Source organism: Rhizobium sp. SJZ105 (assembly GCF_007828365.1).
Classification (GTDB): Bacteria; Pseudomonadota; Alphaproteobacteria; order Rhizobiales; family Rhizobiaceae; genus Agrobacterium; species Agrobacterium tumefaciens.
The window spans coordinates 384,679-403,741 of the sequence record NZ_VIUP01000002.1; the positions used below are offsets into that span (position 1 = coordinate 384,679).

Annotated in this window: 17 protein-coding genes and 1 tRNA gene; 8 read left to right on the top strand and 10 right to left on the bottom strand. The window is 57.0% G+C overall.

The features are described 5' to 3' along the window. Nucleotides 1-11: 11 nt before the first annotated feature. Nucleotides 12-266: a glutaredoxin 3 gene (gene grxC / locus FB593_RS10930; protein WP_003511229.1), complete on the bottom strand. Its 255-nt coding sequence runs from the start codon at nucleotides 264-266 to the stop codon at nucleotides 12-14. 60 nt (nucleotides 267-326) lie between these two features. Further along, nucleotides 327-1,061, bottom strand: coding sequence for a ComF family protein (locus tag FB593_RS10935; RefSeq protein ID WP_414896259.1), 735 nt, complete (start codon nucleotides 1,059-1,061; stop codon nucleotides 327-329). A gap of 201 nt (nucleotides 1,062-1,262) precedes the next feature. Between FB593_RS10935 and FB593_RS10940 the strand changes: the two genes are divergently transcribed. Next, nucleotides 1,263-2,144, top strand: coding sequence for a methyltransferase domain-containing protein (locus FB593_RS10940; RefSeq protein ID WP_065704534.1), 882 nt, complete (start codon nucleotides 1,263-1,265; stop codon nucleotides 2,142-2,144). Nucleotides 2,145-2,161: 17 nt separating this feature from the next. Here FB593_RS10940 and FB593_RS10945 read toward each other — a convergent pair whose 3' ends face one another. From FB593_RS10945 to FB593_RS10970, 6 genes are all read right to left on the bottom strand, one after another. Beyond that, nucleotides 2,162-2,353 carry a Flp family type IVb pilin gene (locus FB593_RS10945; RefSeq protein ID WP_153793397.1) on the bottom strand — a complete coding sequence of 64 codons (192 nt, stop codon included), beginning with the start codon at nucleotides 2,351-2,353 and terminating at the stop codon, nucleotides 2,162-2,164. Nucleotides 2,354-2,447: 94 nt separating this feature from the next. Then, nucleotides 2,448-2,762 carry a hypothetical protein gene (locus FB593_RS10950; RefSeq protein ID WP_003511234.1) on the bottom strand — a complete coding sequence of 105 codons (315 nt, stop codon included), beginning with the start codon at nucleotides 2,760-2,762 and terminating at the stop codon, nucleotides 2,448-2,450. A gap of 162 nt (nucleotides 2,763-2,924) precedes the next feature. Continuing rightward, nucleotides 2,925-3,338 carry an 8-oxo-dGTP diphosphatase MutT gene (mutT, locus tag FB593_RS10955; protein ID WP_003511235.1) on the bottom strand — a complete coding sequence of 138 codons (414 nt, stop codon included), beginning with the start codon at nucleotides 3,336-3,338 and terminating at the stop codon, nucleotides 2,925-2,927. Then, nucleotides 3,335-4,111, bottom strand: a complete 777-nt coding sequence (locus FB593_RS10960) for a GNAT family N-acetyltransferase (RefSeq protein ID WP_013761724.1) — start codon at nucleotides 4,109-4,111, stop codon at nucleotides 3,335-3,337. The genes mutT and FB593_RS10960 overlap by 4 nt, the downstream gene beginning before the upstream one ends. 18 nt (nucleotides 4,112-4,129) lie before the next feature. Then, nucleotides 4,130-5,371, bottom strand: coding sequence for a bifunctional glutamate N-acetyltransferase/amino-acid acetyltransferase ArgJ (gene argJ / locus FB593_RS10965; RefSeq protein WP_003511237.1), 1,242 nt, complete (start codon nucleotides 5,369-5,371; stop codon nucleotides 4,130-4,132). 92 nt (nucleotides 5,372-5,463) lie between these two features. Continuing rightward, nucleotides 5,464-6,327: a peptidylprolyl isomerase gene (locus FB593_RS10970; protein ID WP_013761725.1), complete on the bottom strand. Its 864-nt coding sequence runs from the start codon at nucleotides 6,325-6,327 to the stop codon at nucleotides 5,464-5,466. A gap of 243 nt (nucleotides 6,328-6,570) precedes the next feature. On the opposite strand from FB593_RS10970, the gene secA reads away from it, so the two are divergent. From secA to FB593_RS10995, 5 genes are all read left to right on the top strand, one after another. Next, nucleotides 6,571-9,279, top strand: a complete 2,709-nt coding sequence (secA, locus tag FB593_RS10975; protein ID WP_038495808.1) for a preprotein translocase subunit SecA — start codon at nucleotides 6,571-6,573, stop codon at nucleotides 9,277-9,279. A 149-nt stretch (nucleotides 9,280-9,428) separates the two neighbouring features. Next, on the top strand, nucleotides 9,429-10,322 hold the full coding sequence (locus FB593_RS10980; protein WP_013761727.1) for a DMT family transporter: 894 nt from the start codon (nucleotides 9,429-9,431) through the stop codon (nucleotides 10,320-10,322). Between the two features lie 81 nt (nucleotides 10,323-10,403). Beyond that, nucleotides 10,404-11,606: an acyltransferase family protein gene (locus tag FB593_RS10985; protein ID WP_111842167.1), complete on the top strand. Its 1,203-nt coding sequence runs from the start codon at nucleotides 10,404-10,406 to the stop codon at nucleotides 11,604-11,606. Between the two features lie 57 nt (nucleotides 11,607-11,663). Then, on the top strand, nucleotides 11,664-13,079 hold the full coding sequence (uppV, locus tag FB593_RS10990; protein WP_145166560.1) for a Wzx-type polysaccharide biosynthesis protein UppV: 1,416 nt from the start codon (nucleotides 11,664-11,666) through the stop codon (nucleotides 13,077-13,079). An 8-nt stretch (nucleotides 13,080-13,087) separates the two neighbouring features. After that, nucleotides 13,088-14,359: a GNAT family N-acetyltransferase gene (locus FB593_RS10995; RefSeq protein ID WP_003511245.1), complete on the top strand. Its 1,272-nt coding sequence runs from the start codon at nucleotides 13,088-13,090 to the stop codon at nucleotides 14,357-14,359. A gap of 63 nt (nucleotides 14,360-14,422) precedes the next feature. On the opposite strand, the gene uppQ is transcribed toward FB593_RS10995, so the two are convergent. Further along, a complete protein-coding gene (gene uppQ / locus FB593_RS11000; RefSeq protein ID WP_145166561.1) occupies nucleotides 14,423-15,064 on the bottom strand; it encodes a polysaccharide biosynthesis GNAT family N-acetyltransferase UppQ in 642 nt (213 codons plus the stop codon). 296 nt (nucleotides 15,065-15,360) lie between these two features. Here uppQ and FB593_RS11005 point away from each other — a divergent pair. Further along, nucleotides 15,361-15,445: transfer RNA gene (locus FB593_RS11005), tRNA-Leu, on the top strand. A 679-nt stretch (nucleotides 15,446-16,124) separates the two neighbouring features. Here FB593_RS11005 and FB593_RS11010 read toward each other — a convergent pair. Beyond that, on the bottom strand, nucleotides 16,125-17,930 hold the full coding sequence (locus FB593_RS11010) for an AAA family ATPase (protein ID WP_145166562.1): 1,806 nt from the start codon (nucleotides 17,928-17,930) through the stop codon (nucleotides 16,125-16,127). Nucleotides 17,931-18,524: 594 nt separating this feature from the next. On the opposite strand from FB593_RS11010, the gene FB593_RS11015 reads away from it, so the two are divergent. Then, the gene (locus tag FB593_RS11015; protein ID WP_013761732.1) at nucleotides 18,525-19,040 is read left to right on the top strand and encodes a disulfide bond formation protein B; all 516 of its coding nucleotides are present in this window, start codon (nucleotides 18,525-18,527) and stop codon (nucleotides 19,038-19,040) included. The last annotated feature ends 23 nt before the right edge of the window (nucleotides 19,041-19,063 follow it).

Sequence of the window (19,063 nt, forward strand, 5' to 3'; positions counted from 1 at the left end):
AATCGAGCCGATTAAGCGGCAAGCATAACGTCGAGTTTGCCAGCACGCTCCAGTGCATGTAGATCGTCGCAACCGCCGATATGCTGGCCGTTGATGAAGATTTGCGGGAAGGTCGTTCCGCCGGATTTCTCGATCATTTCCTGCCGGTACTCCGGCGTCGTCGTCGCGTTATATTCGGCGTAATCGACGCCCTTGCTGTCCAGCAACGCCTTGGCGCGCGCGCAATAACCACAAAAATCCCGTGTATAGATCGTTACCGGTGCCATGTATTTCGAAGCCTCGCAAACGTGTGCTGAAACGCACGATATCCTCGTTTCATTCAGGCTTCATATAGGACCGGAAATGGCCATTGCAAAGGTCAAAACGGTCACATCCGTAGCACCCGCCTTCCGCAAGACGCGACTTGCCGCGCCCACCGTCGCACCAGTGGTATAAACATCATCCACCAGCACCACTCGCTTGCCATAAACATCGGCTTTTCGGCCGGGCGCTATTGCAAAAGCACCCCGCACATTGTCCTGCCGGGCAAGCGCTGAAAGCCCCACCTGCCGCTCGGTCGGCTTCACGCGCAACAGCGTGCCGGCAAGCAGCGGTTTGCCGGTGGCCTTGGCCAGATGCCGTGCGAGCTCAGCGGACTGGTTGAAACGGCGACGCCAGAAGCGGTGGCGATGCAGCGGAACCGGCAAGATACAGTCGCAGCTATCAACCGTTCCGTCGCTTGCCCGCAGCATCCACAGCGCCATGAAACGCGCAAGATCGGTCCGGTCCTGATATTTCAGCCGGTGTACGAGTTTACGCGCGGTTCCCTCATGGCTGGCAACAGCACGCAAACGGTCGAAAGGCGGTGGGTCGGCGATGGCTTGTGCGCTCACAATACCCGCGCCGTGATCCCGGGCGAAGGGGATACCCAGAACCTCGCAAAAAGGCCGATCGATAAAGGCCACATCCCGCCAGCAATCCGCACACAGGGCACCCTCGCCGCCGGTCATGCGGGAACACCCTGCGCAAGTGGGAGGATAGACCATGCGGAAGGCCGAGTGCAACACGCTGCGTGCCGCCATCGACACCGTCGCGGACTTCGACAGCAATCCCGAAAACAAATCTTCACCAGCGCCCATGAGGTTGACTTTAGCGCCGAACGGGTGCCTTTGCGAGAGAGATATGTTTCGGCCTCTGACCGGAAAAACAATGCCCGAAGCGGCATGACAGCAACGATGCGGCCCGCCGATCCCAAAGGCGCTACAGGCCGAGCAGGCACGACGATGGATATTCTCTTTGACCAGGCCCTGATCGAACAAAATCGCCGCCGGGCGTGGAACCGGCGTGACGACAAGGCCCTGTTTCTTCTCGACATGGCCGCCGACGAGTTTGCCGACAGGCTCGCCATCGTCGAGCGCCGTTTCGAGACCGCAATCGAACTGCACGGCGGGACGGGCATCACCGCCCGGCGTGTGACTGAGACGGGCAAGGTGGAATCCATCCGCCGTATCGAGACGGATACCTCCTTTGCGACGGATGGGAATCTGCCGCAGGTGGCCTCCATGGAGCATCTGCCGCTCGAAGAAGCCTCCGCCAATCTCATTGTTTCCCCGCTTGCCCTCCACCTCACCAACGACACCCCCGGTGCGTTGATCCAGATAAGGCGGGCGTTAAAGCCGGACGGGCTGTTTCTCGGAGCCATTCCCGGCAGCGGCACATTGCAGGAACTGCGCGACGTGCTGTTGACAGCAGAAGCCGAGTTGACCGGCGGCGCCAGCCCGCGCGTCATTCCCTTTGCCGATGTGCGCGATGTTGGCGCACTGTTGCAGCGTGCCGGTTTTGCGCTTCCCGTCACCGACGCGGAAACTTATACGGTGCGTTACGACTCGATTTTTCCGCTGATGCGCGATCTGCGCGCCATGGGCATGGCCAATCCGCTGGCAAGCCGCAGCAGAAAACCGCTCAATCGCGCTTTTTTCCTGCGGGCAGCGGAGCTTTACGCCGAACGTTATTCCGATCCGGACGGGCGGATCAGAGCCACGTTTTCCATCATCTATGTCTCAGGCTGGGCACCGCACGAGAGCCAGCAGAAACCGCTGAAACCTGGTTCCGCCAAAATGCGCCTTGCCGATGCCTTGAAGACGACCGAAGTCAAGCTTTCCTGATAGGCGTAGCGCAGGCCTCAGATGTTGGCAAAAGTATCGGCGAGGAACTGGAATACAGCATTGATGTTGCTGCCGATGGTGGCTCCGCCACCGATGATGGTGGCGGAAATAACGCCGACGATCAGGCCGTATTCGACTGCGGTCGCGCCGTTTTCGTCTTTAAAGAAACGAATAAAACAATGCAGCACGGGATATTCTCCATCCGCCATCCGGTGATTACGCTAACCGGCATTATATATTGCTAAAATCGAATTTATACTATGCCACGGGCATGAGGAATCCGTTACCGATGATGGTAAACGATCAGCAACCGCTCTCGCTGCTATAGCCCGTCACGACACAGGGCATCTCGGGCATCGGCTGGGTTATGCTGCGGCGGATGGAATAGGTCTTGCCGGCATCGGTCTTCTTGATGGAGCCGGTGCTTATCATGTCGTAATTGTCGGAGAACTGCGCGACGCGCGTTGATGATTTTCCGGCAAGCATGGGGGTGACTATCAAGGAAAGAGCAATCACAGCCGTCCCGAAAAGCAGCGCGACATTAAGAACGCCGGTGCGACGGGATTTGTTGGAGTAAGACTGACGACCTTCCACCGTCTTCCAGAAATCCTCGTTCATAGCCAACCTCATACGCGCAGTTTACCGCTTCTTTAGCTTAACAATCTGCCAGAGGGTGCTGAACGATCTGTTAACACAGCCTCGTTTTGGCACGGTAAAGCGGAGTTACGGGATGTTTTCAACAGGCTGCGCGAGGGGATGGAACCCGCCAGGTAGGTCGCTTTAAAGCAAATCCTGAAGGAAGGGGATGAGCGGCTCGTCGGCCGGCGGCATCGGATAATCACGCAGAGCCTGCGGCTTTACCCATTTAATTGCCTGTCCTTCGCGCCCATGGGCCATGCCTTCATAACGACGGCACACGTAAAGCGGCATCAGCAGGTGAAAAGTCTCGTAGGTATGGCTGGCGAACGTCAGCGGCGCAAGGCAGGCTATCTTGGTCTTGATACCCAGCTCCTCGTCCAGCTCGCGGACAAGGGTCTCCTCCGGTGTTTCGCCTTGTTCCACCTTGCCGCCTGGAAATTCCCACAGGCCGGCAAGCGACTTGCCCTCAGGTCGTTGCGCCAGAAGAATACGGCCGTCCTGATCGAGAAGGGCGCAGGCGGCAACCAGCAGGATTTTTTTGCCCGCTTCGCTCATTCTTCACCAGCCTTGCGCCAGTAGCGATAGGAATAGGCCTCGGTGAAGCCGAATTTTTCATAAAGTGCAATCGCGGGCGCATTTGTGGAGACGACCTGCAACCAGGCGCTTTTGGCGCCGCTGATGCGGGCCCAGCGCAGTGCTGACGCCAGCAGCTGCGTGCCGAGGCCCTTTTTCCGCTGCGACTTCTCGACATCGAGGGAAAGAATGCCGGCAAGATCGTTATCCTGCACGCAGATAACGGTGGCAAGTGCGCTGCCCCCTGCTTCTTCGTTGATGAACAGGCCAAGGGTCGGCTTGATCGAACTGAGGATTTCAGCGATCGCCGGGCGCAGGGTCGGGTCGCCATCGCTGACCTTGATGCTCGCCTCGACAAAACGGCCAATATCGTGGCTCGGCAGGCTGACCAGCGTTTCCGGCAGTTCCATGCCAGCGAGATCGGCCGTCATGACCTTGACCTCCTCAACCATGGACCAGCCGTCCTTTACCAGAAAATCCTTGAGCTGCGGCGGCATCAGCGTCGTTTCGCGCACCACCAGCGGACGGCCGAAATCCTCGAAGCGCTTGCGCGCCTTTTCCAGCCGCACCGCGCAGTTTCCATAATCGGAAGGATCGAGCGGCACCACGCAATTGATGCGTTTGGATGGATGCGACCCCGTCAGGCGGATTTGCCAGCTACCGTCATAAATCACCGACGAGGCCGGCCATGCCCGAAAGCTGACTGCTTCCAGACGGCGAACCAGCGGCAGATTGACGATTTTATTGTCCTGCATTCTCTTCGGCTCCAACGGTCAGCTCCGGTAGTCGCCGTTGATCGCAACATATTCCTTGGTCAGGTCGCACGTCCATACGGTGGCCTTGCCCTCACCGAGACCGATGTCAACCTTCACCGGGATGTCTTCCAGCCGCATCACGGCGGTGGTTTCCGCTTCCGAATAATCCGGATCGCGTTCGCCATTGACGGCAACGCGCACGCCGCCGAACCAGATGGCAAGGCGATCACGGTCGGCCATTTCACCGGATTTGCCCACAGCCATGACGACGCGACCCCAATTTGCATCTTCGCCGGCAACCGCGGTCTTCACCAGCGGTGAGTTGGCAATCGAAAGGGCGATCTTCTTGGCAGCGACATCGTTTTCCGCGCCGGTAACGGTGACTTCGACCATCTTGCGTGCGCCTTCGCCATCGCGAACCACCTGCAGGGCCAGATCTTTCAGGAGATCGTTCAAGGCGGCGCGGAAGGAGGAAAGCCGCTCGTCATCGGCGCGCGTCACCTTGACCTGACCGTCCTCAGCCGCCGCACCTGTCGCAAACAACATCAGCGTATCGGAGGTGGAGGTGTCGCTGTCAACAGTCACGGAATTGAAGGTCGGGCCGACACCGGCGGAAAGCAGTGATTGCAGCGCGGCCGGATCAATATCGGCATCCGTAACCACGAAAGAAAGCATCGTCGCCATATCGGGCGCGATCATGCCGGCACCCTTGGCGATACCGTTGATGGTGACCACGACACCGCCGATTTCGGCCGTGCGGGTCGCGACCTTGGGATAAGTGTCGGTCGTCATGATTGCCTTGGCGGCTTCCTGCCAGAAATCGGCTTCGGCCATGCCCTGCATGTCGCCCAGAACCCCGGCGAACTTGGTGGCATCAAGCGGCTCGCCGATTACGCCGGTCGATGCCAGAAACACTTCATTTTCAGAGCAGCCGACTGCAGCGGCTGCGGATTTCGCCGTCAATTCGGTCGCGGCCTTGCCTTTGACGCCGGTAAAGGCGTTTGCGTTACCGGAATTGACCACCACGGCGCGCGCCACGCCACCGCCGAGATTGGCGCGGCAGAAATCAACGGGGGCCGAGGGGCATTTCGATTTTGTGAAAACGCCAGCCACGCTTGCCGGCTTGTCGAACACCATCAACAGAACGTCGGTCCGGTTCTTGTACTTGATGCCGGCGGCAGCCGTCGCCATGCGAACACCACGCAGCGCGGGCATGTCGGGATAGGATTTCGGAGCGAGCGGGGAAACGGCAACGGACATGGGAAAGCGCCTGAGATTCTGGAAACGGGGAAGGTTTGAAAGTGCCTGAGATGAAGCGGGGCGGCCTGTGGCCGCCCCGTAACATGGTTTTATTACTGCTGCGGCTGTGCCTGCTGTTCCTTCGTGGCTTCGTCGTAGCCCTTCTTCAGCGTCTCATCCATGATTTCGATCTTCTGGTCAGCCTTTGCCTTCTCGATGAGGGCAACGTACTTGTCACGCATGACAAGCTGACGAACCTGCGGCTCGACCTGCTCGAAAGCCGGCGGCGGTGCGATGCGCTTGTCTTCCAGCTTGATGACGTGGAAGCCGAACTGCGTCTTGACAGGCGTCTTGGTGTAGGCGCCCTTTTCGAGACCGAAAGCGGCCTCTTCGAATTCCGGAACCATGCGGCCCTTACCGAACCAGCCGAGATCGCCGCCATCATCCTTGTTGGAGTCGGTCGACTTTTCCTTGGCAAGTGCTGCGAAATCCTTGCCCGCATCAAGCTGCTTGATGACGTCCTTGGCTTCGTCTTCGCTTGCAACCAGAATATGGGCTGCCTTGATTTCTTCTTCCTTCGGCAAGGCTGCGACTTCCTTGTCGTAGCGCGCCTTCACCTCTTCATTGGTGACAGCGTCAACCACATGCTTGCGGAAATAGGCGTTGTGCAGCTCACGGTCCTGAATGAACTCCATGCGCTTCTTGAAGTCTTCGGTCTTTTCCAGACCTTCGGCGCTGGCATTCTTCACGAGAAGCTTGACGTCGATCGCGCCGGAAAGGGCTGCGACCTTTTTCTGCTCGTCGGGAAGCTGTGCGAGCTGCGGATCGAGATTGCCCATGGCAAGGTCGAGTTCGGACTGGTGGATTTCCAGATCGCCAACCTTGGCGACAACCTTGTCTTCCTGTGCAAAGGCAGGAAACTGGAGGCCGAGCGTGGCCACAATCACCGCAGCCGCAATTTTATTATAGCGCAACATTTTGAACCTTTCGGGGACAATGCCGGCTCCAGACATGGTTTCCGGCTCTGAAAAAACTTCCAAACACCGGATTGTGGCCATTCTGTAACGGGCAGAACCGTTGACATCATTTGCCCCCCCTCTTATCTGTCACGCAACCTCGCGTCCAGATACGTTGAAGGGCGAAGTCCGTCATTTGTTGCCGAAATCGGCGTGATGGAAAAAACCGCCTGCGAAAACGGAATTTCAGAAAGGGCCAGTAAGATGGTCAGCCTCGGCGGAATAGCCCGCAAATTGTTCGGTTCGGCAAATGAACGCCGCGTCCGCTCCTATAAAAGCAAGATCGCAGCCATCAATGCGCTGGAGGAAGCCACCAAGGCTCTTTCCGACGACGCGCTGGCGGCAAAGACGGCGGAGTTCCGCCAGCAGCTTGCGGACGGCAAATCGCTGGACGATCTGCTGATCCCGGCTTTTGCCGTCGCCCGCGAGGCGTCGCGCCGTGTTCTACACATGCGACCCTTTGATGTGCAGCTGACCGGTGCCATGATCCTGCACCAGGGCGCCATCGCCGAAATGAAGACCGGTGAAGGCAAGACGCTGGTGGCGACCCTTGCAGTCTACCTCAATGCGCTGGCCGGCAAGGGCGTGCATGTCGTTACCGTCAACGACTACCTCGCCCAGCGCGACGCGGCCACGATGAGCAAGCTCTACCGTTTCCTCGGTCTGACGACCGGTGTGATCGTGCACGGGCTAGATGACGACCAACGCCGCGAGGCCTATGGCTGCGACATCACCTACGCCACGAATAACGAGCTTGGCTTCGATTATCTGCGCGACAACATGAAATATGATCGCGCCCAGATGGTGCAGCGCGGCCACAACTACGCAATCGTCGACGAAGTGGACAGCATTCTGGTCGATGAGGCGCGCACGCCGCTTATCATCTCCGGCCCGCTGGACGACCGCTCCGATCTCTATAACACCATCGACGCCTTCATTCCGCTTCTGTCGCCGGAAGATTACGAAATCGATGAGAAGCAGCGTTCGGCCAACTTCTCCGAAGACGGCACCGAGAAGCTCGAAAACCTGCTGCGGCAGGCGGGCCTGCTAAAGGGCGAATCGCTTTACGACATCGAAAACGTCGCCATCGTTCACCACATCAACAATGCGCTGAAGGCCCACAAGCTCTTCACCCGCGACAAGGACTACATCGTCCGCAACGACGAGATCGTCATCATCGACGAATTCACCGGCCGCATGATGCCGGGCCGCCGTTATTCCGAAGGCCAGCACCAGGCGCTGGAAGCCAAGGAAAAGGTGCAGATCCAGCCGGAAAACCAGACGCTGTCTTCCGTCACCTTCCAGAACTACTTCCGCATGTATGCAAAGCTTGCCGGCATGACCGGTACGGCGTCGACGGAAGCGGAAGAGTTCGGCAACATCTACGGTCTCGACGTCATCGAGGTGCCGACCAACCTGCCGATCCAGCGTATCGACGAGGACGACGAGGTTTATCGTACCGGCGAAGAGAAGTTCCTTGCCATCATCGCCGAGATCAAGGCGGCGCACGATCGTGGTCAGCCGGTTCTCGTAGGCACGACCTCCATCGAGAAGTCCGAGCTTCTGGCCCACATGCTGCGCCAGTCCGGCTTTACCGATTTCCAGGTTCTGAACGCCCGTTACCACGAGCAGGAAGCCTATATCGTTTCGCAGGCCGGTGTTCCCGGTGCGGTCACCATCGCCACCAACATGGCCGGTCGTGGTACGGACATCCAGCTCGGCGGCAACGTCGAGATGCGTCTGGAGCGCGAGCTGGAAGGCATGGAGCCGGGTCCGGAGCGTGATGCGAAGGAAGCGGCCATCCGCGCAGAGATCAAGGTGCTCAAGGAAAAGGCGCTTGCCGCTGGCGGTCTCTACGTCATCGCGACCGAGCGACACGAAAGCCGCCGTATCGACAACCAGCTGCGTGGCCGTTCCGGCCGTCAGGGCGACCCCGGTCGCTCGAAATTCTATCTGTCGCTTCAGGACGACCTGATGCGCATCTTCGGTTCCGAGCGCATGGACAGCATGCTGCAGAAGCTCGGCCTGAAGGACGGCGAGGCCATCGTCCATCCGTGGATCAACAAGGCGCTGGAACGCGCCCAGAAGAAGGTCGAAGCTCGTAACTTCGAGACCCGCAAGAACCTGCTGAAATATGACGACGTGCTGAACGACCAGCGCAAGGTCATCTTCGAGCAGCGCCTCGAGCTGATGGAATCCGACAATATCGGTGAAACCGCAGCCGACATGCGCCACGAAGTGATCGAAGCGCTCGTCACCAAGCATATTCCTGAAAATGCCTATGCCGAACAGTGGGATATCGCCGGTCTCAAGGCCGGTATCGCCCAGTTCCTGAACCTCGACCTGCCGGTGGAGGAATGGGCGAAGGAAGAAGGCATCGCCGAGGACGACATTCTTCAGCGCGTTACCGAGGCCGCGGACAAATACGCCGCTGAACGTGCGGAACGTTTCGGCCCAGAGATCATGACCTATGTCGAGCGCTCGGTCGTGCTTCAGACAATCGACCATCTGTGGCGCGAACACATCGTCAACCTCGATCACCTTCGGTCCGTCGTCGGTTTCCGCGGTTACGCCCAGCGCGATCCATTGCAGGAATACAAGGCGGAAGCCTTCGAGCTGTTCCAGTCGCTGCTTACCAACCTGCGTGAAGCCGTCACCGCCCAGCTGATGCGCGTGGAACTGGTGCAGCAGGAACCGCAGCAGCCTGAGCTGCCGGAAATGACCGCGCATCACCTCGACCCCGTCACCGGGGAAGATGAGATGGCGCAGGGCGTGCCGGTCGCTTTCGTACCGGCCGAGGACCGCGACCCGAACAACCCCGCCACCTGGGGCCGTATCGGCCGCAACGAAATGTGCCCCTGCGGCTCGGGCAAGAAGTACAAGCACTGCCACGGCGTTTACGAACAGGCGTAAAAGGCCAGGGCTTTATGCCAGAAATCGATCGCCCGTAACCTGCGTTACGGGCGATTTTGTTTGGGCAGGATCATTGCTGCTGGTCGGGGTGTTGACTGGTATCGGCACTTTCCATATGGGAGCCGGATCATCCTGCGGAAACTGCTTTCATGGCCCCTCGCGATCTTGCCGCCTATATTTTTCTCGCGATTACGTGGGGCGTGTCTTTCCTGCTGCTTCTACATGTCGTCGCAGCCTTCGGCTGGATTGGCGCAGTCACGCTTCGCTCGCTCATAACCGCTGTAGCACTCTTTCTCATTGCGCGTGCGGCACGCCGGAAGCTTGCATTCTCCGCAAGCTGGCGCGCTTTCGCAATCGTCGGCGCAACGACGGTCGCCGGGCAACTAATCGGCCTGTCCTACGCGACGCCTCAGATCGGCACTGCGATGGCAGCCATATTGGTGGCGACCATTCCGCTTTTTTCAATGCTAATCTCGCAGATTTGGGGTCTGGAACGCCTGACGCGGCAGGGTATTGCAGGTCTCGTCATCGGCTTTGCCGGCATCGTCCTGCTCGTTGGTTTTCCCGCCGTTCCTGTCACATCCGGCTTTGTCATTGGCTGTGCTGCCGCTGTCGCCGCCTGCATCTGTGCCGCCTATGGCAGCAATTTTGCGAGCCTGCACCTCAAGGGGGTTGGATCCTGGGAAATAACCATCGGTTCCTTCCTGACAGGCGGCCTGATGACCCTGCCGCTTCTTTTCGCGGTGCCCTTGCCCGGAACGCCCGATCTCGTCGATTACGGTTATCTTCTGATACAGGCGGTCGTCATGAGCGGCCTGACCTACATCACCTATTTCAAGCTGGTCTCCTCGATCGGCGCAACGAAGGCGATCAGCGTGGAATTTGCCGTCACCGTTGTGGCGGTGCTTGTTGGCGCCCTGGTGCTCGACGAACCCCTGTCGCTTCCCCAGCTGTTCGGTGCCGGCATCATCATTCTGGGCTGCGCACTGGTGCTTGACCTCATGCCCAAGAAAAAGGCCCCGCCCACCCCGTCGGGTGCATGAAGGGTTTATTAGCGTTTTCCACCAATAGTCGTGTTGATCGTTACGGATCAAGCGGGATCGCGTTCGTCACGCGAGGGGAAAATGCAACCGGGCAAATCAGACTATGAGCATTATTGGGACCCGTTGCGGGCACTCCTCATGCTGCTCGGCATACCCTATCACGCCTCCCTGCTCTACAGCTATGCTTTGCCCTGGGACATCAAGGATTTCGAGACCAGCCCAGTCCTGACCGCGCTTGGGGCAGCGCTCGTCACCTTCCGCATGCCTTCGTTTTTTCTGGTGGCCGGCTATTTTTCCACCATGGTCATCGGCAGGAAGGGCAAGATGCCATGGCTCAGACAGCGCTTCCTTCGCCTTGGCGTCCCTTTCATCGTGGCCGTGCTCCTGCTTGGGCCATCGCAGCTTTTCCTGCTGAAACTGGCAGGTATCGCCAAAGGTGATATTCCCGCCGACCGGCTGCTCGCGAACCTGCCGGATTTGCTGCTTCCGGGTGAGCAATGGATCATGCATCTATGGTTCCTACCCGCCCTTATCGCCTATTCGGGTCTGCTTGCCGGCCTGCTATTTCTGGCGGGGCGCCCGCCCCTCGCCTATGCAAGAGACTGGTTCGGCAGGATGCGGGGTCAATATCCAGCCGCGTTTTTCGCAGCGCTCTGCGCCTTCCCTGTTTTATGGGAGCTGACGGTTTACGGTTCGGGCCTGCTTGCTGGCAAAAATGGGAACAGCCTTCTCGTTCTCTATGAACGGGCCTCCGACCCTTACGCACGTTACGTACCGTTCTTCCTTATCGGGGCTTTGCTTCATCGCGACCGGGCTCTTTTTCACCGCTTCCGCCAGACGGGCATCCTCACGGGCGTCATCGCGTTTGCCGGGATCGCGGCAGCGGTTATGCTGCGGTTGGAATATCCTTTTTCGAACTCGGCCCTGCTGGTACTCGTCTCCGCAATCGCCGCCGTGGCGGCAAGCCGTCTGCTGATCGACATCGCCTGCCGCTTTTTCGACCGGCCAAGCCGGCTTGCCAGGAGAATGACCGACGCTTCCTTCACCATCTACCTGGTTCACCACCCGCTGATTTATGCCTTCGGCACCCTCTTCATCCTGATCTCGCTGCCGCCGATCCTGGAATTCGCCATCATCGTCGTCGCCACCACGATAACGGCCTATCTGCTGCATCAGGCGATACGCCGTAGTCCGCTTGCCCTTTTTCTCTTCAACGGGATCCGCAAACCGAGGCAGGTGGCCAATATCGGCACACAGGTGCCTGTCTCCCAAACCCTTCGTTAATGATAAGGTGCTTATAATCCAGTTGCCTACTCAACTGGAAATGATGGCGTGTGGATTATGGCTATCCTCAACACGGCGGAAAAAGCCTTACCCGCAGGCCTGCGCGCTAAACTGGCGCCGCTGGGGGCAAAAATCGCCGTCGTCGTTTCCGGCAGAGACGATGTCTCCCGGGCCCAGCGCATGGCGCTCGTCGCCTTTGCGGTGCGCATCATTAGCGCCGGTATCGCTTTCATCTCCCAGATCATCCTTGCCCGCCTGATGGGCGAATTCGAATATGGCCTGTTCGCCTTTGTCTGGGTTCTGGTCATCCTGTTCGGCAACCTCTCCTGTCTCGGCTTTCACACCACCGTCATCCGCTTTTTGCCCGGCTACCGCCTGGAGGATGCCCATGACAAGATCATGGGTCTAACCTCGACAGCGCGCCTCTTCGCCATGCTTTCGGCCAGCGCGCTTGCATTTTTCGGTTTCGTCTTCCTGTATTTCTTCGGCGAGCGCATCTCCTCCTATTACCTCATTCCGGTTTCGCTGGCGCTTTTCACCCTGCCGATGGTGGCGCTTGGCGATGTGCTGAACGGGACAGCTCGTGCCAACGGCTGGGCGGTTTCAGCCCTCAGCCCCACCTATATCATCCGCCCGGTGCTGATCCTGCTGTTCATGCTGGTGGCGATCCTTCTCGGCGCGGAAAAAACCGCAACGACAGCGATGCTTGCGGCCCTTTTGGCCACCTATGTCACCACGCTTTTCCACTTCGTGTTCATGAACCGCCGGCTCAACCGGCATTTCCGCAGCGCTGCCCGCAGGGTGCATTTCCGTCCGTGGATACGGTTTGCCTTTCCGATGTTCCTGATCGACGGCATCGGTTTTTTGATGACCAATTCAGATGTAGTAATCGTCGGTCTATATCTGCCGCCGGATCAGGTCGGCATCTATTTTGCCGCGGCAAAAACCATCGTGCTGATGCAATTCGTGTTTTTTTCAGTGCAGGCGGCTGCGGCCCCACGTCTGGCCGCGCTCATTGCTGCCAATGACAGGCAGGGGCTGGCCGGGTTCGCCAGCCAGGCGGCGCGCTGGGCCTTCTGGCCATCGCTTGCCGTTGGCTGTCTCGTGCTTCTGGCAGGGCCGTTTCTGCTGTCCCTGTTCGGTCCCGGCTTCGTACAGGGTTACAAGCTGATGTTCTTCCTCTTTGCCGGCTTCCTCGCAAAAGCACTGATCGGCCCGGGAGAAACGCTGCTGAATATGGCCGGCAAACAAAAATTGTGCGTAGCTCTTTATATTATTATCTTCGGTTGTAACATTATACTCAACATGGTGTTGATTCCGGTCTATGGTCTGACTGGCGCTGCGGCAGCTGTGGCGATAGCAATGTGCATAGAAGCTGTGCTATTGCATATTGCCATTCGCCGCACACTCGGGATCGTCCTTTTTGCCTTCAACGATCCCCGGGCGGGTCAAGACACTGGGAAGGCGGTGTAACGATAAGCATGTCCAGCGACCCAAAGAATCCGGATTTTCAGGACCCGCGCATCGCTGCGCTGATGGCGTCTACGGAGCGTGACCGCCCCGTGGCCGACAGCAGCCGTCGCGTGGGACGCGACGGCCGCGAATTCTGCATCTATCCTGGCCGGCTCGGTTACGACATGCAGGAAGAACTCGACTTCCTGTCCAACCGCGTCATGGAGGCAAATGTCTTCTTCACAGGGCGGCTTCTTGCACCCGCCATGCCGCGTATCGATGACAAGTCCGTGCGCTTCGCCCTTATTCGCGACGAGAACGGCGCTAGAAGCCGCATGCGCTTTCTGATGCCCTTCACCGTGGAAAAGCCGGGTTTTTCCATCGGTCCCTCCATCATCCGTGGCTGGGCCAACCCCTTCGGCCCTCTCGGCACGCCGCTGGTCGATACCGAAGGTGCCGCAGAGACGCTCGACAATCTTTTCGATGCGCTTTCCGACCGGGAAATGCGCCTGCCGAATGTTCTGGTACTGCCGGATGTACGGCTTGAAGGGCCTTTTGCCCGGATGTTCAAGGCCATAGCAATCAGCCGCAACCTGCCGGTGACGACGACTGGTAACTATCAGCGGCCGATGCTGGAGAGCCTTCTGGACGGCGAAGCCTATCTGCGTAATTCACTTGCGCCGCATCATTTGCGGGAGATGCGCAGGCAGTGGCGACAGCTCGAAAAACTCGGGGCCCTTTCCTACACCGTTACCCGGCAACCGAAGGACATACGCTACCGCATGGAGGAATTCCTGGCGCTGGAAGCGAGTGGCTGGAAAGGCCGCAAACGCAGCGCGCTGGTGAACGACCGCTATCGCGCCGCCTTCGCCCGCGAGGCAATCACAAATCTGGCTGAAGCGGATGCGGTGCGCATTCACACCATCGATCTCAATGGCAGCGCCATCGCCTCCATGATCGTCTTCATGACGGCTGGCGAGGCCTATACGTGGAAGACCGCCTTTGACGAATCCTATTCGCGGTTTTCACCCGGCAAACTTCTGGTGCAGAAACTGACCGACTGGCAGTTGGACGACGCCAATATTCTGCGCAGCGACAGCTGCGCAGTGCCCGATCATCCGATCATGAGCCGCTTCTGGCAGGAACGGCAGGAAATGGGCACTCTTGTCGTCGGGCTTGCGCAGAACAGCGACCGTGACGTGCGACAGGTTTCCACGCAGGTGGACATGTATCGCAACACCCGCAACCTCGCCCGCAGCCTGCGCCAGAAAATCCTCTCCTTCGGGCGCAAGAACAGCTAATCCCGAAGGATGCCGCAGCATCCTTCGGTTTGGTATCGGACTATCCACGGGGCTGACGCAGCGTCAGCGCGAGGCCGTCCGGATCATTTTGCACAATTGGGTCAGTGCGGCGTCATATCCGCCGCCGAGAATATCGACACAACGACGGGCAAGCTTGATCTGCTCGTTTCGCGACATGTCGTTATAGGCCTGTATGGCATTGCGCATGCCACCGGGCGATACCGGCCCCGTGTTGCCGGGGTTTCCAGGATTGCCCTGATTACCGGGGTTCCCCGGATTGCCTGGCGAGCTGGAGCCGCCGATGCCAAGCCCGACACCAAGGCCAAGATCGCTCGATCCGCCCACATTCGCACCAACATTGGCATTGATGCCGCTGGAGCCGCCAACCGAAGCATTGGCGCCCGCACTGACACCGCTCGAGCCGCCGACGGATGCGTTGACATCCGCATTGACCCCGCTACTGCCACCGACCGACGCGTTGACATCCGCGCCCAGTCCGCCACTGCTTCTGCCGCCGACATCAGCGCTGGCATTGACGCCATTGCTGCCACCAACGGAAGCGTCGACACCAAGCCCACCGCTGCCATTGCCGCCCACACTGGCATTCACCCCGTTCTCACCGCCAATCCCGATATCCAGCGCGTGGGCGTTGACCGGTAAAATCAGACAGGCAGACAGTAACAAATTGCGAGAAAGCGCCCTCATAATTTCCTCCTATGAGTTCTGGCTTCTCCCGCCCCGCGTGGAAACTCCACGCAAACATCATAATTCAATTAGCAATTGTGTATATTCTAATTTATTAGTGGTATCTAATATTGCTTTAACGCCACAACCGTCGGTGTACCGATACGGGACGGACAAACGCCACTCTCCTTTCATTCCCCGCCCGGTAAAAGCTCTGAAATGAAGGCTGCAAACGCACGTCATTAGACAGGAAAAATCAGCTTTGGGGTTGCACGCATGCCATTGACCGTGATAGACGCTGTGGCATTACCACCGTTGCCCCAATGGCGGAATTGGTAGACGCGCCGCACTCAAAATGCGGTTCCGCAAGGAGTGCTGGTTCGATCCCGGCTTGGGGTACCATTTTTTAGAAATCATATTGATTTTCTTAGGTTTTCCACTCTTAAATGTCTGAGAAGCTCGCACCACTTGAAAAAGTTGGATACTTTTGTTCTGTTTTTGGTCAATCGCCGCTGTCGTCTACAGCTTGATCCATCAGCTTCATGGCGCTCTTTGCAAGCACTTTCTGGCGCACCGCTTTGGTGTAGCGGATAACCTCTTTCGACGCAGTGTGTCAGTGACGGCCACAATCTGATGCTCGTTGCTACACGATCCGCAAACCATGCGGCCGCCGCTTTTCTCAGGCTGTGCGCGCTACAATACTGTAGGTTTGCCACATTGCATCTTTTCCGAAACCAGTTCCCAAAGCCGTTTGACGTGAATGGCCTGCTGAGCTCCGTGATGAGTAAAGTCAGATCGCCGTAAGGGCCGGCCTCGATTGCCTTAACGAGATTAGAATGCAAAGGCATTTCTAGCTTGCGAGGCTTTCTCTTTCAATTCTTCTCCTCGGTGAAATGAGGTCATCCTTTCGTTATGCGCTGTTTTCCGAACAGTACAATGTCGATGCGGCGCTAGCAGGTATATGATGGTCTTTTGCAGCAATAACGAATTCTCGCCTGTGCCATTGCGATCAAGACCGCATATACGCCAATAATAAATTGGAATACAGCATCGAGACGGCGCCACCGCCGTCGTTAGATTATTAAGATTCCTGATTTATACTTACGTAAGCTGCATCTAGCAGATCAAATATTAGTCCAAAATGGGCAAAATCCTGCGCGGCCCCGTTCGCTATCACCCAGTCGGCAAGGTTCCGCTTTTCGTCCGGGTTAACCTCCCAACGCTCGGGCTCTTCAACTGCGTTCCCCCTTACGACTTTCTGAAACGCAGGTGACACATCGATGAATGCAGGGCTTGCTTGTTTAGCTCTTTCGATGAGTTCGTCAGCGAAAAGATTTTCCATGCCTTTGGAAATACGATGCCCCTGCTGAGGCGCAACCAAGCGAGAGACACCCGGCTTGCTGCTTGCAGCTTTGTTAACGTCGCAGTCGTAGAGAAGTGTGACACGACGGTTAGTGAGTCGAGCTATGTTTGTGTCAAAGTGCTTCCATATCTTATCTAGCCCGCCAAAACCGTTCGCGTCGAGGAGCCGAAATTTCTCAATGGATTCCTGCCGATCAAGTAGCTCAGCTGCCTTCGCTAAATAATCGATGTCAATCGATCCCTCAGCGAACAAGATCGGCGTTTGGCTTTGGGTGATTGCAGTTCTGACATCACTGTCGAAGACGGCGGTTTCCTTGAAATGCCGATAAGCAAGCTCAAATTCCGAGAACCGCTCTACGCTAATAGGGTTTGCATGGGGAAGTTCGACTAGAGCGAATCCATCGTTACCCAGCGATTTCTCCATACCCATAATGAATAGCGGCGAGTGCGTTGTAATGACAAATTGCACCTTCGGAAACAGCAAAAGCAGCTGTGGTAAGATCCTGTGCTGCAAATCTGTGTGCAGGTGAACGTCAATCTCATCTATAACAACTATTCCTTTTATCTCCTGAAGCCCAGTAAAACCGCCCTCTAAAAGGTCGCAGTCGCGTATAACCGTGAGAAAAATATTGAGGAGCGCAGTCTGGCCTGTAGAAAGGCTGAAAAGGTTGCTCGAAAGCGGCGTCTGATTTTGTGAGATGGAGATGCTTCTTCCCCCACGCGATCCGACCCCCCATTTGATCGGACCTTCCGCGCCTAAAAGGCGAAGAAGGAACTCTTCAATTGCTTTACGAAGTTGAGTTGCTGGTCCGTTAGTCTCAACTAGTAACGGTACAGCAACGCCTAGCGCCGGTATATTACGAGCTTGGCGCTCAATCGCGAAGCTATCGTAGATTATGTCGAGCAACCAATTTTGATTGTCTTGCAACGGCGAAAAATTGATGATCTGACGACCGGAGACACCTTGGATGCGCTTTGCCACGCGATAGGTCGCTGTACTCTTCAGGTTGTCGATGTTAAGCCATGCTGGCTCTTCAAACCTGTTGGGAGGGAAGTACAGCATCACGGATCGCGAAAGCTTTTGCCGCACCTCTCCCTCTCGGTCATCAAAGTTTGTAGTGAAGATTGACGCGCCATCGTTGGGCATTTGTGCCCAGTTAGCGTCTGCGGGGGTATATCCTTTAATATCCTCGAATTGCTGACGCGGGTATAACGCCTGAATCTCCCCTTGAACGAGTCCATCATCAAAATGGATATAAGAGCGGAAGAAATCTTTGCCATGAGTGATGTAGGTCGGGCTCCGCAGTTTATATACTTTGCCTTGTTCGACCTCGGTATCAGTAAATGCCGCGCCTTTCGCAGCGACCATCGCGTTCACTATATGAGAGATAAGAATACTCTTTCCTGCGCCATTCTGTCCAACAAAGACAACGGGTTTTGGATTCCCGTCCTCCTTGAAGGGCAAGTGGAAATCTGCAAATTCGATCGGACCGTTATTCTCTAACTCAATGCGCCTCAGATACATTTCCCATCCCCATCTTATGGCTGCATAATGTCTGCTCGATACACAACTGTGAAGAGTATGGTGGCGGGATACGCAGAAAATTTATCGGCACGACAGCTATTCAGACAAGTCTAAAGAGCAAAGAAACCCGAGCCCACTAACTCAACCGTTAGAGAAGCTGCTCACCCACCAGAGGATACGAAGCTGTGACCTTTGGAATTGAAACAACCCGGATCTGTTGATTGGACAATTTGTCAAAAAAGCTCTGGAAGAGTGTTTAAAAATCAGTCCAAAAATAATATAAGTCGCTGATTAAAATAAAAACAACGGCTTGAATTTGGAATGCCATTTCCAATAGCTGCATTGATTTTCTTCTTTTTATCCGGATCCTCTCAAAAGACCCGTCGATTGTTTCATGATCGTCAAGACGCTCACGAAACTTTGCTCATTCGCCCCTCGAATATTACCGGGCTTTCATTTGCCAGATGCAAAGGACTGGATTAGACGAATCCGGGAATACACCGTTGAACCGGCGACTTAATTTCGCCATCACGCCCGCCTTTTTGAAAGCCCGTTCGGGATATCTGCTTCTTCGTGAAGTTTGGGGAAAACATTATGGCCACTGCAACAACCGCCGACAACAGCCGCACGCTCGCCGCTCTTGGCGTAACGGCGGGAATGATCTTTACTGTCGGCTCCGCCCTCGGTTTCCAGCATATTGGCGGTTATACGCCCTGCGCATTGTGCCTTTTGCAGCGCGATCCCTATTACTACGCCATTCCGTTGGGTATTCTGGCCATAGCGACCAGCATCTTCAAGCTGCCGGTTCAGATCACGCGGCTGCTTCTCGCCCTCATTGGCGTGGCGATGCTGATCGGCGCCGGGCTTGGTGTTTATCACGCTGGTGTGGAATGGGGTTTCTGGGCGGGGCCTATCACCTGCGCCACGGGTGCGCCATCCATCACCACCAATGCCGGTGACCTGCTTGGCAATCTGAATGCCATCAAGGCACCCTCCTGCAACGACGCTGCACTTCGGGTGCTCGGCCTTTCGTTTGCCGGCTGGAATGTCATTGCAAGCGTTGCGCTTGCGGCCGTTGCCTTTTTTGGCGCGAGCCGGAAAAGCCGTTAAACGGAAAAGCCGCGTTGCAGTCC

Coding starts and splice junctions, on each gene's coding strand:
- grxC (WP_003511229.1), bottom strand. CDS start 266: ATGGCACCGGTAACGATCTATACACGGGATTTTTGTGGTTATTGCGCG.
- FB593_RS10935 (WP_414896259.1), bottom strand. CDS start 1,061: ATGGCGGCACGCAGCGTGTTGCACTCGGCCTTCCGCATGGTCTATCCT.
- FB593_RS10940 (WP_065704534.1), top strand. CDS start 1,263: ATGGATATTCTCTTTGACCAGGCCCTGATCGAACAAAATCGCCGCCGG.
- FB593_RS10945 (WP_153793397.1), bottom strand. CDS start 2,353: ATGGCGGATGGAGAATATCCCGTGCTGCATTGTTTTATTCGTTTCTTT.
- FB593_RS10950 (WP_003511234.1), bottom strand. CDS start 2,762: ATGAACGAGGATTTCTGGAAGACGGTGGAAGGTCGTCAGTCTTACTCC.
- mutT (WP_003511235.1), bottom strand. CDS start 3,338: ATGAGCGAAGCGGGCAAAAAAATCCTGCTGGTTGCCGCCTGCGCCCTT.
- FB593_RS10960 (WP_013761724.1), bottom strand. CDS start 4,111: ATGCAGGACAATAAAATCGTCAATCTGCCGCTGGTTCGCCGTCTGGAA.
- argJ (WP_003511237.1), bottom strand. CDS start 5,371: ATGTCCGTTGCCGTTTCCCCGCTCGCTCCGAAATCCTATCCCGACATG.
- FB593_RS10970 (WP_013761725.1), bottom strand. CDS start 6,327: ATGTTGCGCTATAATAAAATTGCGGCTGCGGTGATTGTGGCCACGCTC.
- secA (WP_038495808.1), top strand. CDS start 6,571: ATGGTCAGCCTCGGCGGAATAGCCCGCAAATTGTTCGGTTCGGCAAAT.
- FB593_RS10980 (WP_013761727.1), top strand. CDS start 9,429: ATGGCCCCTCGCGATCTTGCCGCCTATATTTTTCTCGCGATTACGTGG.
- FB593_RS10985 (WP_111842167.1), top strand. CDS start 10,404: ATGCAACCGGGCAAATCAGACTATGAGCATTATTGGGACCCGTTGCGG.
- uppV (WP_145166560.1), top strand. CDS start 11,664: ATGGCTATCCTCAACACGGCGGAAAAAGCCTTACCCGCAGGCCTGCGC.
- FB593_RS10995 (WP_003511245.1), top strand. CDS start 13,088: ATGTCCAGCGACCCAAAGAATCCGGATTTTCAGGACCCGCGCATCGCT.
- uppQ (WP_145166561.1), bottom strand. CDS start 15,064: ATGAGGGCGCTTTCTCGCAATTTGTTACTGTCTGCCTGTCTGATTTTA.
- FB593_RS11010 (WP_145166562.1), bottom strand. CDS start 17,930: ATGTATCTGAGGCGCATTGAGTTAGAGAATAACGGTCCGATCGAATTT.
- FB593_RS11015 (WP_013761732.1), top strand. CDS start 18,525: ATGGCCACTGCAACAACCGCCGACAACAGCCGCACGCTCGCCGCTCTT.